The organism is Rhodoferax sp. XS2R6, from assembly GCF_056521365.1.
In genome coordinates this window covers 248,870-261,053 of the sequence record NZ_JBWMAY010000003.1, presented here as the reverse complement: position 1 = coordinate 261,053, position 12,184 = coordinate 248,870, and the positions used below count along the sequence as shown (strand labels likewise).

Below are 12,184 nucleotides of genomic sequence, written 5' to 3'. Positions count from 1 at the left end.
CTCAGGGTGACGGTGGTGTTGGCCGCCACAGGGTTGGAGAGGCTGACGCTGTACTGCAAGAAATTGCCATTGGCCTCGGCCACGGTGGTGGCGTCGCTGATGACAACGGAGGCGGTGGCGCTTGCTACGACGCCCGACGCTGGTGCGTTCTCGGTATTTCCTGCTCGTGGATCTTCCGGCAAGTCTTCTGCCAGTGCATTTGCATCACGTTGGATGCTCAGCGGATTGAGTCCTTCGCTAACCCGCACCAAGCGCACAAAACTATGTGAGTCGCCGCCTTCTCCTCCGCCAAGTCCTGCGGCGGTGGCTTCCAGTTCTGCTGACAGATCTCCGCTGCCGCTTGCCAGTGCGCGTGCCACCGCTTGTGCGCCGCTATTAAGATCTTTGAGCGCTGCTTCTGTGGGGTCGGTGGGGGCTGTGCCCAGCAAGTTTGCATCCAGCAAGAGCTCGCGTCCGGATGCAATGCTCAGTGGCTGCCCATGGGGCATTGCCAATTCGAGGCGTGTGCCGTCTTCGGTGGCAACGACTTGGCCTTCCTGAACTTCATCTCCAAGCTTCAAGGTTCGCCGACTGCCATCTGCATTGACGATCCAAGCCTTGCCTTGCAGGATCACGACAACGCCACGTGCTTGGGCGGTAACTTGGTTGGCAGCCATACGAACTCCAGAATTCAGCTAATTGAGATCAGCTAACTCTAGGGTACTGTTGGGTGACTGCCTATTGTCCTCAAGTACAGGTTGTGTGAACTTTTACTGGATTCCGTGCACTTTGAGTGCCAATTGCAAGCGGTCCGCGATGTCCAATTTGTCGAAAACTGCGCTCAAGTGGGCTTTGACGGTTCTTTCCGAGATCTCGCAATGGGTAGCGATGTCCTGGTTGGACGCGCCTTTCGCTGCCAGCAGGGCCACTTGTTTTTCCCGTGCTGTCAAATGCAGGCTCCAGGTTTCTGCGGCGGGCGTCGGTGTTGCTGCACGATTGGCTGTTTGAATCAGCTTTTGCATAAGGGTTGCACCAATCCAGACATGGCCAGCCCGTACCACTTGCTCCACTTGGCGAAGGGTGTTTGCTTCCGCGTAGGCATGGCAATAACCTGCGCAGCCTGCGTCCAGCGCGGCTACGGCTTCCGCATCTTTGGGGTTGGAGCTGGTCGCTATCACCCGTAGGGAGGGATGTCGCAGCAGAGGTACCCAGTCCGGCTCACTCCACGCTGGCAATGCTGGTATCGCCAGATCGACCCACAATAGGCTGGGGACACTGATAGCTCCGGGCGCAATCGCCTCCAGTGTTTCATACGCCGTGCCCTTGTTATCTTTCAGCGCTTTTTTCCAGTGCGACAACAGCCCTGTATCCCGGCTGAGGTACAGCCCTTTGGTAGCTCCGCTCATCTTTCGGTCAATGCCTTCGCCTTGGCTCGCAAAATGGGTTTTAGCAAGTAAGACAACACGGTTTTCTTGCCAGTCAAAATGTCCACCTCGGCCACCATGCCGGGGATGATGGGCAGCTTTTGCTGGCCAATGGTATTGGACAGCGTGCGAACACGCACCACAAAGTAGGCATTGCCTTTTTCATCCACCACACTGTCGGCCCCGATTTGTTCCAGTGTGGCCTCCAAGCCTCCGTACACCGCAAAGTCGTAGGCAGTGAACTTCACCAGGGCTTTCTGTCCGGGACGAAGGAATGCGATGTCGCGTGGCAAAACCTTGGCTTCTAGCAGCAAGGCGTCGTCCGAAGGCACCAGTTCAATCACATCTTTGCCTGGTTGCACCACGCCGCCCACAGTGTTGACTTTGAGTTGTTTGACTGTGCCGTTCACGGGGGAGCGGATCTCGGTTTGTTTGACCCGGTCTTCCAAGGCGGTGCTGCCCTCGGACAGCGTACTGAGCTTGGCATTGACTTCACTTAATTCAGAGCGCGCCACATTGCGGAAGGTCAGCTCCACTTCTTGGATCTTGCGGTTGGCCTCGGCCACGGCAGATTCCAGGCGCGGGATGTCTGAGCTCGCGCTATCCCGTTCTCCGCGGTAGCGGGCCACATCGCGCTCCAGGCGCAGCAGCTCCACATCCGAGACTGCGCCGGTACGGACCAATGGCCGGGTCATTTCCAGTTCCCGGGCGGTCAGTGTGTAGCTCTGCGCAGCTTGCTCACGGCGGGCGCGTACCGAAATCAACTCTTGGGAGCGCTGGGTGGATTGCTGGCGTGCCACACCAATGGTGGCGTCCAACTCGGCACGGCGCGATTCGTACAGCGCACGTTCTGCCTCCACAATCTCTGGTGCTTGTTGTGTAACTTCCTCTGGGGGTACAAAACGTGAACCTTCTGCCAAGGCCCGCAAGCGCGCGCCCTTGGCCAGCAAGGCCAGGTACTGCGACTGGTTTTCGCGCAAGGACGACACCATGCGCGTAGGGTCTACTTTCAGCAACAAATCGCCTGCCTTCACAGTCTGTCCCTCGCGCGCCAGGATTTCGGACACGATGCCGCCATCCATGCTTTGCAAAATCTGAATCTGGCGTGAGGGGATAACCTTGCCTTCGCCCCGCGTGACTTCATCGAGTACGGCAAAAGCCGACCACAACAACAGGATGACCATGGATGCCACGCTGAGCCAGATCACGATGCGCGCGCCTTGGGGCGTTTGTTCTGCAATTGCCCAGTCGGCGTTCGCATCGAAATCCCCATCCTGCTCGCTGTGTTTGCCCACAATGGCCAGCAGACCCCGGTCTATCCAGGCAGAACTCCAGGTGTAGAAGCGCTCCCACAGGCGTTTCCAGCGTGGCTGGGTGGTAGGGGTCGCATCCGTCATCAGGTGGCCCTCCCGATGCGGCCGCTTTGCAAGGCCTCGACCACTTGTGCCTTGGGGCCATCGGCCATGATCTGGCCGTTGTCGATCACGATCAACCGGTCAATCAACTCCAGCAACGATGTGCGGTGGGTGACCAGCACCACGGTCTTGCCTATGCTGAAGCGGCGCAAGCGCGCCTTGAGTTGGTCTTCGCTCTGGTGGTCCATGGCGCTGCTCGGTTCGTCCAGCAACAAAATGGGGGAGTCATTGAGCACCGCGCGGGCAATGCCCACGGCCTGGCGTTGTCCGCCAGAGAGCGATTCGCCACGCTCGCCAATCGGCATGTCAAAGCCGCGGGGGTGGCGGTTGGCAAATTCGGTGACACCTGCAATCTCTGCCGCTGCGATCACGTCCTGGTCGTCGGCAAATGGAGCACCCAGTGCAATGTTCTCTTTCAGCGTGCCATAGAACAGGCTCACGTCTTGCGACACAAACCCTGCGGCCCGGCGCAGCTCGGCCGGGTCAATCTGGCGCGAATCGATGCCGTCAATCAGGATGGCACCTTCGGTTGGCTGGTGCAGGCCCAGAATGAGGCGTTGGATGGTGGATTTGCCCGAGCCCACGCGCCCGATGAACGCGACCTTTTCGCCAGCATGGATCTTGAACGACACGCGGCTCAGTACCGCCTGTTGCTGGCCTGGGTAGGTGAAGCTGACGTTTTTGAATTCGATGGTGCCCTGGAAGCCGCTGCGGTGCAAAAAGGCAGCATCGTCGGCCCGTTCCGGCTGGGTCTGCATATGCGCATCTACCGAGGCCAAGCCACTCTTGGCGCTGTGGTACTGCATGAGCAGCCCTGCCACCTGGCCAAACGGTGCCATGGCCCGCCCGGCCAGCATGGATGCGGCGATGATGGCGCCCATGCTGATCTGGTTGGACATCAGCAGGTACACGCCGACAATGACGGTGGTGACCGACACCAGCTGCTGCAACATTTGTGCAAAATTGAGCGTACCGCTGGAGAGCAGTTTGAGTTTCGCGCCGTGCTGCGCCAGGAACACGGTGGACTGCTCCCATTTGCGTTGAAAAGCGCTCTCCGCCACCATGAATTTGATGGTTTCGATGCCCACCAAGCTTTCCACCAGTGACGCATTGCGCTGGGCAGACGCTCTTTGCGTCACTTCCACCAGTTCCTGCATTTTTTGCTGCACCACCAGGGAGGCCAGCAACAGCAGCGCGATGCAGACCAGCGGTGGAATCAGCAGCCAGGGCGAGATCCAGGCAATCACCACAAGGAAGACCAGCACAAAGGGGAGGTCCACCAAGGTGGTGATCGACGCAGAAGCCACAAAATCTCGCACGGCCTCAAAGGCCCGAAGGTTGGCGGCAAACGACCCCACCGATGCAGGGCGGTCCGCCATGCGCAAGCCTAGGACCCGCTCCATGATGCGCGATGACAGTGTGACGTCGATGCGTTTGCCCGCGGTGTCCAGAATATGGGCGCGCAGGATGCGCAAGGCCATGTCAAAACCCATCATCAACAAGACGCCGGTAGAAAGAACCCACAAGGTCTCCTCGGCCCGGTTGGGCACCACGCGGTCGTACACCGTCATGGAGAACATGGGCATGGCCAGCGCGAAGACATTGATCAGCAAAGCCGCCAGCAGGCTGTCGCGGTACAGGCGCCAGTTTTGGAACACCACACCCCAAAACCAATGCCCCGACTTGACCTCGCCGGTTTGTGGGCTGCGGGGGTCGAACTTGAACACCGGACGCACAAAAAACACCACGCCGCCAAACAAGGCTTCCAGCTCCGCCTTGGGCAGCACGTCACTGGACTCGCCGCTTTCCGGAAAACGCACGCGTGCCTGGCCGTCCTCTGTCCACTCCAGCAGCAAGCAGGCTTGCTTGTCCTTGAGTAACAAGATGGCCGGCAGCAAACCGGGGCGCAGGTCGGAGAGTTCGCGGCGAGCCAAGCGTGCGGTCAGGCCGGCACGCGCTGCCGCACGTGGCAGCAGTGCGGGGGTGACCAGATTGCCCTCTAGGGGCAGGCCTGCCGACAAGGCCTCTTGGGTGGTCGCAATGCCAAAGAGTCGGGCAATTGCCACCACGCTGTCCAGCAGCGGGTCAAAGTGGATGCCGTGTTCACCCAACCGCCAGGCGGCGGGTTTGGCAGGCGGTGGTGTCGGGCTAGGCTGGGTCACCATGGGTTTAGAGAATCCGCTCGTCACCACCCAGCAGGTTCAGCGCGCCTTGCATGCGGTTGCGCAGCCCCTTGCGCAGCATCAGCTTGCGCTGGGCCGCATCGGGCAGGTCCGTGTGGCGAATGACGTTTTTCATGATGAGCGTATCAATCAGGTCTTCCAGCACTCGCACAAATTCCGCATCTGCTGCGTTGAAGCCGGAGGCGCCGCCCTTGCTGTCCAGGAAGCGCTGAATATCGGGGTGCTCATCTGCCAGCATCTCGCCGCCCGGCCGTTCGTTGCGGGCCAGTGAGGCGATCGATCCGTCGCTGTTGCGTAATACGTGGAACATGGCGATGGGCTTTCAAGTGGTCCCTGGCGAACTGTATGCAATTCGCATCACAAACGATGTTAGCACCGGCTTCGGTGGGCGATATGCCAAAAATGTCATGAAACAGCGCATTTTCTTGGCATGGTTCCGCGTGTGGCGAGGCTCAGGGCCTCTGTGTGGCCGCGGCGATCACCCCGCCGCCCAAGCAGACTTCGCCGTCGTAGAGCACGGCCGATTGACCCGGGGTCACGGCCCACTGGGCGTCGGGAAAGTCGAGGTGAAACCGTGCATCTGGCGCAGCGCTTAATCTGCAGGGTGCATCGGTTTGCCGGTAGCGGGTTTTGGAAGCCAGCGGGCCGTCAGTGGGCGGGTGTCCAGCCACCCAGCTCGCATCTTGGGCGTCCAGGGCGGCGGACTGCAGCCAGGGGTGGTCGTGCCCCTGCACCACCCACAAGGTGTTGGTCTCCATGTCCTTGCGCGCCACAAACCAGGGGGCGTGGTCCCCGCCACCGCGTTGTGCGCCTTTGGCCTTGAGCCCGCCAATGCCCAGGCCTTGGCGCTGGCCCAGGGTGTAGAAGGACAGGCCCACATGTTCACCAATGGTATGGCCTTTGGCGTTCTTGATGGGGCCGGGCTCCTTGGAGATGTAGCGATTCAGGAACTCGCGGAATGGGCGCTCGCCGATGAAGCAGATGCCGGTGGAGTCTTTCTTCTTGGCGTTGGGCAGGCCAATTTCGTCGGCAATGCGACGTACCTCGGTCTTGTGCAGCTCGCCCACGGGGAACAGGGTCTTGGACAACTGGGCCTGGTTCAGGCGGTGCAGAAAGTAGCTCTGGTCCTTGGCCGGGTCCAGGCCTTTGAGCAGTTCGTGCCGGCCGGTGGCGTCGTTCAGGCGCACGCGGGCGTAGTGGCCGGTCGCAATCTTCTCGGCGCCCAGGCGCATGGCGTGGTCCAGAAAAGCCTTGAATTTGATCTCGGCGTTGCACAGGATGTCGGGGTTGGGCGTGCGCCCGGCCTGGTACTCGCGCAGGAATTCGGCAAACACGCGGTCGCGGTAGTCGGCGGCAAAGTTGACGTGTTCGATCTCGATGCCCAACACATCGGCCACGGCCGCAGCGTCCACAAAGTCGATGTTGGAGGAGCAGTACTCGCTGTCGTCGTCATCTTCCCAGTTTTTCATGAAGATGCCGACCACCTCGTGGCCTTGTTGTTTTAGTAGGTGGGCGGTGACGGCGGAATCCACCCCTCCGCTCAACCCGACCACGATGCGTTGCTTGCTCATGTCTCCATTTTACCGGGGCGTCCTTGACTGAGGTTTGTGCATCAAAAATGCCCTTGGCCCCCGTCGATAGTGCGCAACTAGCTCCTGTTTTTATAGCGATGTGACCGGATTCCAAAGGCTGGCATCGGCATACACCAGCTCCAGCGGGTAGCGCTGGCCACGCAGGTAGTCTTCCATGCACTGCAACACCAGTGGGCTGCGGTGCCGCTCTTGGCTGGCGCGCAGCTCGTCGGCGGTTAGCCACACGGTGCGCTCGATGCCGGTGTCCAGCGTGCGCGCTGCATCGAAGGCGCCCAGGGTGCCCGCATAGGCAAAGCGCAGGTAGGTCACGTCCTCCCGTGCGTCGGCCCGCTGGCGCTGAAAGCGCGACAGGTACAGACCCACCAAGTAAGTGGGCGTAAAGGCATAGGCCGTTTCCTCTAATACCTCTCGGGAACAACCCTGAGCGGGCGACTCTGCGGGGTCCAGGTGGCCGGCTGGGTTGTTCAGACGCAGGCCTTCGGGTGTGTGTTCTTCCACCAGCAAGAAGCGGCCGTGCTGCTCAATGATGGCGGCTACCGTCACACTGGGTTTCCATCGTTGGGTCATGCGGGATTATGGGCATGCAGGGTTGGGCTGTTTTGCGCGGGGCCGTTGCGCACGCGGCGCCAGACGGGCTGTTGCGCTGGGAAATTCAGTTAAAGTTGCCGCCCAGATACCTTTCGCGAACCTTACCGCCGCGAAACACGCCCCAGGGCTAGGCCCCATCCACGTTGAGGAGTTGCTTGATGCAGACCAGTGTTCCCACTGAAACAGGACAGCGTATTGGTGTTCCCAAGGAGATATTCCCTGGGGAGAAACGCGTTGCCACGGTTCCGGAAGTTGTGGAGAAGCTGATCAAGCTAGGCTTCCGGGTCAGTGTCGAATCGGGTGCAGGGGCCTTGGCCAATTGCGACGACGACAGCTACCGCGCGGCGGGCGCTGAAGTGGTGGCCACTGCCGCCGAGCTCTGGGCCCAGTCCGACATCGTCTTCAAGGTGCGTGGCCCCTCCAGCGACGAAGTGGGCCTGCTGCGCGAAGGCGGCACCCTCATCAGCTTTATCTGGCCCGCGCAAAACCCCGATCTGCTGCAACAGCTGGCGGCCCGCAAGGCGACCGTGCTGGCGATTGACGCGCTGCCCCGCACCCTGAGCCGTGCCCAGAAGATGGACGCGCTCACGTCCATGGCCGGTGTCAGCGGTTACCGCGCGGTCATCGAAGCGGCCAACGCTTTTGGCCGTTTCTTCAATGGCCAAATCACAGCTGCGGGCAAGGTACCCCCCGCCAAGGTCTTTATCGCGGGTGCCGGTGTGGCCGGTCTGGCGGCCATCGGTACCGCGGCCAGCCTGGGCGCCATCGTGCGTGCCAACGACACGCGGGCTGAGGTGGCTGACCAGGTCACCTCGCTGGGCGGCGAATTCGTCAAGGTGGACTACGAAGAAGAAGGCGGCGGTGGCGGCGGCTACGCCAAGGTCATGAGCGAGGGCTTCCAGCAGGCGCAGCGTGAGATGTACGCCAAGCAGGCCCGCGAGGTGGACATCATCATCACCACCGCGCTGATTCCTGGCAAGCCGGCTCCCAAACTCATCACCGCCGAGATGGTGCGGTCCATGAAGCCGGGCAGTGTGATTGTGGACATGGCGGCCGAGCAGGGAGGCAATTGCGAGCTGACCGAACCGGGCCAAGCCGTCGTGAAACACGGGGTGACCATCGTCGGTTACACCGACCTGGCCTCGCGCCTGTCCAAACAGTCGTCCACCCTGTATGCCAATAACCTGTTCCGCCTGAGCGAGGAACTGTGCAAAGCCAAAGACGGTGTCGCCAATATCAATATGGACGACGACGCCATTCGTGGCCTGACCGTCATCAAGGATGGCAGCGTGACTTGGCCGGCCCCGGCGCCCAAGCTGCCAGCGGCGCCCGCTGCTGCAGCCAAGGCAGCGCCTGTGGCGGTGAAGAAACCCGCGCACGGCCACGGTGCTGCGAGTGAACCCATGTCGGCCAAGAGCCTCATCATCCTGATGGCCGTGGCAGCCTTGCTGTTCTGGCTGATCGGCAGCTTTGCACCTGCCGCCTTCCTGGGGCATTTCACGGTGTTTGTGCTGGCCTGTTTTGTGGGCTACATGGTGGTGTGGAACGTCAAGCCCGCGCTGCACACACCGCTGATGAGCGTGACCAATGCCATCAGCAGCATCATCGCCATTGGTGCGCTGGTGCAGATTTCGCCCATTGCCGGTGCCGTGGGGCGCCCGGACAGCCTGATCACCTGGCTGGCGGCGGCGGCCATTGTGCTGACCGCCATCAATATGTTTGGCGGCTTTGCCGTCACCCAGCGCATGCTGGCCATGTTCCGCAAGTAAGGAGACCTGAAGATGTCTGCAAGTTTGGCTACGGTCTCCTACATTGGCGCGACCATTCTGTTTATCCTGAGCCTGGGCGGCCTGTCCAACCAGTCCACCGCCCTGCGCGGCAATCTGTATGGCATGGTGGGCATGGCCCTGGCCGTGCTGGCCACAGTGTTTGGCCCAACCGTCACCGCGGCCGGCCTTCCCTGGATTGCCGGTGCCATGGTGCTGGGCGGAGGCGTGGGCCTGTATGCGGCCCGCACTGTCCAGATGACCCAAATGCCCGAGCTGGTGGCGCTGATGCACAGCATGGTGGGTCTGGCCGCGTGCCTGGTCGGTTTTGCCAGTTATGTCGATACCTCGATCCAGCACACGGGTGCCGAGAAGGTGATCCACGAAGTGGAGATCTATATCGGAATCCTGATTGGTGCCGTCACCTTCTCTGGTTCGCTGATCGCCTTTGGCAAGCTCAACGGCAAGATTGGTGGCAAGCCGTTGTTGTTGCCGGGCCGCCATTTGTTGAATCTGGCCGGTCTGCTGGTGGTGATCTGGTTCGGGCGCGAGTTCATCCAGTCCACTTCGGTGGCCGAGGGCATGACGCCGCTGATCGTGATGACCGTGGTGGCCCTGTTGTTTGGTGTACACATGGTGATGGCCATTGGCGGCGCCGACATGCCGGTGGTGGTGTCCATGCTCAACAGCTATTCCGGCTGGGCCGCCGCGGCCACCGGTTTCATGCTGTCGAATGATCTGTTGATCGTGACTGGTGCACTGGTCGGCTCCAGCGGTGCCATCCTGTCCTACATCATGTGCAACGCCATGAACCGCAGTTTCATCAGCGTGATTGCGGGCGGCTTTGGTACCGCCCCTGCCGCAGCCAAGCCCGCTGCAGGCGCTGCCCAGCCAGCCGGTGAGGTGGTGGCCGTGAATGCGGGCGAAACGGCCGAGCTGCTGCGTGAAGCCAAGGGCGTGATCATTGTTCCCGGTTACGGCATGGCCGTGGCACAGGCCCAGCACACGGTGTTCGAGATTACGCGCACGCTGCGCGAAAAAGGTGTCAATGTGCGTTTTGGCATCCACCCCGTGGCAGGGCGCATGCCCGGCCACATGAATGTGCTGCTAGCCGAAGCCAAAGTGCCGTACGACATCGTGTTCGAGATGGAAGAGATCAACGACGATTTCCCCGAGACCGATGTGGTGATGGTGATTGGCGCCAACGACATCGTGAACCCCTCGGCGCAGGACGACCCGACCAGCCCGATTGCCGGCATGCCGGTGCTCGAAGTCTGGAAGGCCAAGACCTCCATCGTGATGAAGCGCAGCATGGCCTCGGGTTACGCGGGTGTGGACAACCCCCTGTTCTACAAAGACAACAACCGCATGTTGTTTGGCGATGCCAAGAAGATGTTGGACGAGGTGCTGGGGGCGTTAAAAGCCTGAGGTCTGCCGACAAAACCTAGGGAAAGCACACACATGTGCCGCCCCCGGGGCCGTGAAAATACTGGGTTGGGTTTAAAAAAAGAGGATGGAGACAAGGACATGACAGATCGCATTTGGCTGAGCAGCTACCCCAAGGGAGTTCCGGCAGACATCAATACCGCGATGTACCCCTCGCTGGTGGGGTTGATGGAAGAGAGCTTCCAGAAGCACGCCGGCAGCGTGGCCTACAACTTCATGGGCAAGGACGTGACCTACGCCCAGACCGACAGCCTGAGCCAGGCCTTTGCCGCCTACCTGCAGGGTCTGGGCCTGGTCAAGGGGGATCGTGTGGCCATCATGATGCCCAACGTGCCCCAATACCCGGTGGCCGTAGCCGGCATTTTGCGCGCCGGTTTTGTGGTTGTGAACGTGAACCCGCTCTACACCCCGCGCGAACTGGAACACCAGCTCAAGGACTCGGGCGCCAAAGCCATCGTCATCATTGAGAACTTTGCCACCACGCTGGAAAAATGCATCGCCGCCACGCCGGTCAAACATGTGGTGCTGTGTGCCATGGGTGACCAGTTGGGCCTGCTCAAGGGCGCGCTGGTGAACTATGTCGTGCGCAACGTCAAGAAGATGGTGCCCGCGTTTAGCCTGATCGGTGCGGTGCGTTTTAATGAAGCTATCGCCCGCGGCACCAAGGCTCCGTTCAAGAAGCCTGACATCAAGGCGGACGATGTGGCCGTGTTGCAGTACACGGGCGGCACTACCGGCGTGTCCAAGGGCGCCGTGCTCTTGCACCGCAACGTGATCGCCAACGCGCTGCAGGCCGAGGCCTGGTATGGCCCCGCCATGGCCAAGGTGCCTGCCGGAGTGCAGCCCACATCGGTGTGTGCTTTGCCGCTGTACCACATCTTCGCTTTTACCGTGGGCATGATGTTGTCCATGCGCACCGGCGGTAAGCTGATCCTGATCCCCAACCCACGGGACATTCCGGGCGTGCTCAAGGAGCTTTCCAAGCACACCATCCACAGCTTCCCTGCGGTCAACACCCTGTTCAACGGTCTGGCCAACCACCCCGATTTCAACACCGTGGACTGGAGGCATTTGAAGGTTTCGGTCGGCGGCGGCACTGCCGTGCAGAGCGCGGTGGCAAAACTGTGGTTTGAAAAAACCGGCTGTCCGATTTGCGAGGGGTATGGCTTGAGCGAGACATCGCCCATCGCGAGTTGCAACCCCATCACCTCCAACGAGTACACCGGCACCATTGGCGTGCCTGTTTCCAGCACCTACATGAAACTCCTGGACGACGATGGCAACGAAGTGCCCGCCGGCCAGAGTGGCGAGATCGCCATCAAAGGCCCACAGGTGATGGCGGGGTATTGGCAGCGCCCGGACGAAACTGCCAAGGTCATGACCTCGGACGGTTTCTTCAAGTCCGGCGACATTGGCGTGGTGGACGAGAAGGGTTTCTTCAAGATCGTGGACCGCAAGAAGGACATGATTCTGGTCAGCGGCTTTAATGTGTTCCCCACCGAGCTGGAAGACGTGGTGGCCCAGATGCCGGGCGTCATGGAATGTGCGTGTGTGGGTGTGGCCGATGCCAAAACGGGCGAGGCCGTGAAGCTGGTCATCGTCAAGAAAGACCCCAACCTCAGCGAAGAGGCGGTGCGCCATTTCTGCAAGGAAAACCTCACCGGCTACAAACAGCCCAAGGTGATCGAATTCCGGGCCGACCTGCCCAAGACCCCGGTGGGCAAGATCCTGCGGCGCGAGTTGCGCGACAAGTGACGCGGTGTTCTACCAGTCGCCACCAGGCGGTTGGTA

At 60.9% G+C, this 12,184-nt stretch carries 10 protein-coding genes; 3 read left to right on the top strand and 7 right to left on the bottom strand.

The annotated features are described in order from the left end of the window. From AC097A_RS12790 to AC097A_RS12760, 7 genes are all read right to left on the bottom strand, one after another. A partial coding sequence (locus AC097A_RS12790) for a retention module-containing protein (RefSeq protein ID WP_479621128.1) occupies positions 1–656 on the bottom strand: 656 nt, incomplete at its 3' end. Between the two features lie 93 nt (positions 657–749). Further along, positions 750–1,385 (bottom strand): response regulator transcription factor, encoded by a 636-nt coding sequence (locus tag AC097A_RS12785; RefSeq protein WP_479621127.1) that lies wholly within the window; start codon positions 1,383–1,385, stop codon positions 750–752. After that, positions 1,382–2,800, bottom strand: a complete 1,419-nt coding sequence (locus AC097A_RS12780) for an HlyD family type I secretion periplasmic adaptor subunit (RefSeq protein ID WP_479621126.1) — start codon at positions 2,798–2,800, stop codon at positions 1,382–1,384. Before AC097A_RS12780 ends, AC097A_RS12785 begins: the two co-directional genes overlap by 4 nt. Beyond that, positions 2,800–4,983, bottom strand: coding sequence for a type I secretion system permease/ATPase (locus AC097A_RS12775; protein WP_105259413.1), 2,184 nt, complete (start codon positions 4,981–4,983; stop codon positions 2,800–2,802). Before AC097A_RS12775 ends, AC097A_RS12780 begins: the two co-directional genes overlap by 1 nt. Before the next feature lie 4 nt (positions 4,984–4,987). Further along, entirely contained in the window at positions 4,988–5,311 is a 324-nt protein-coding gene (locus AC097A_RS12770; protein WP_105259412.1) for a hypothetical protein, read from the bottom strand. A gap of 142 nt (positions 5,312–5,453) precedes the next feature. Next, a complete protein-coding gene (gene mnmA, locus AC097A_RS12765) occupies positions 5,454–6,572 on the bottom strand; it encodes a tRNA 2-thiouridine(34) synthase MnmA (protein ID WP_479621125.1) in 1,119 nt (372 codons plus the stop codon). A 90-nt stretch (positions 6,573–6,662) separates the two neighbouring features. After that, complete coding sequence (locus AC097A_RS12760; RefSeq protein WP_479621124.1) at positions 6,663–7,160, bottom strand: NUDIX hydrolase; 498 nt, start codon at positions 7,158–7,160, stop codon at positions 6,663–6,665. Positions 7,161–7,339: 179 nt separating this feature from the next. Between AC097A_RS12760 and AC097A_RS12755 the strand changes: the two genes are divergently transcribed. The 3 genes from AC097A_RS12755 to AC097A_RS12745 all read left to right on the top strand — a co-directional run bounded on the left by AC097A_RS12755 (position 7,340) and on the right by AC097A_RS12745 (position 12,148). Continuing rightward, positions 7,340–8,950: a Re/Si-specific NAD(P)(+) transhydrogenase subunit alpha gene (locus AC097A_RS12755; RefSeq protein WP_479621123.1), complete on the top strand. Its 1,611-nt coding sequence runs from the start codon at positions 7,340–7,342 to the stop codon at positions 8,948–8,950. A gap of 12 nt (positions 8,951–8,962) precedes the next feature. Continuing rightward, on the top strand, positions 8,963–10,375 hold the full coding sequence (pntB, locus tag AC097A_RS12750) for a Re/Si-specific NAD(P)(+) transhydrogenase subunit beta (protein WP_479621122.1): 1,413 nt from the start codon (positions 8,963–8,965) through the stop codon (positions 10,373–10,375). A 99-nt stretch (positions 10,376–10,474) separates the two neighbouring features. After that, positions 10,475–12,148, top strand: coding sequence for a long-chain-fatty-acid--CoA ligase (locus tag AC097A_RS12745; protein ID WP_479621121.1), 1,674 nt, complete (start codon positions 10,475–10,477; stop codon positions 12,146–12,148). Positions 12,149–12,184 lie beyond the last annotated feature (36 nt).

What these genes read in the sequence shown, in the direction of transcription:
- AC097A_RS12785 (WP_479621127.1), bottom strand. Translation starts at nt 1,385, where the DNA reads ATGAGCGGAGCTACCAAAGGGCTGTACCTCAGCCGGGATACAGGGCTG.
- AC097A_RS12780 (WP_479621126.1), bottom strand. Translation starts at nt 2,800, where the DNA reads ATGACGGATGCGACCCCTACCACCCAGCCACGCTGGAAACGCCTGTGG.
- AC097A_RS12775 (WP_105259413.1), bottom strand. Translation starts at nt 4,983, where the DNA reads ATGGTGACCCAGCCTAGCCCGACACCACCGCCTGCCAAACCCGCCGCC.
- AC097A_RS12770 (WP_105259412.1), bottom strand. Translation starts at nt 5,311, where the DNA reads ATGTTCCACGTATTACGCAACAGCGACGGATCGATCGCCTCACTGGCC.
- mnmA (WP_479621125.1), bottom strand. Translation starts at nt 6,572, where the DNA reads ATGAGCAAGCAACGCATCGTGGTCGGGTTGAGCGGAGGGGTGGATTCC.
- AC097A_RS12760 (WP_479621124.1), bottom strand. Translation starts at nt 7,160, where the DNA reads ATGACCCAACGATGGAAACCCAGTGTGACGGTAGCCGCCATCATTGAG.
- AC097A_RS12755 (WP_479621123.1), top strand. Translation starts at nt 7,340, where the DNA reads ATGCAGACCAGTGTTCCCACTGAAACAGGACAGCGTATTGGTGTTCCC.
- pntB (WP_479621122.1), top strand. Translation starts at nt 8,963, where the DNA reads ATGTCTGCAAGTTTGGCTACGGTCTCCTACATTGGCGCGACCATTCTG.
- AC097A_RS12745 (WP_479621121.1), top strand. Translation starts at nt 10,475, where the DNA reads ATGACAGATCGCATTTGGCTGAGCAGCTACCCCAAGGGAGTTCCGGCA.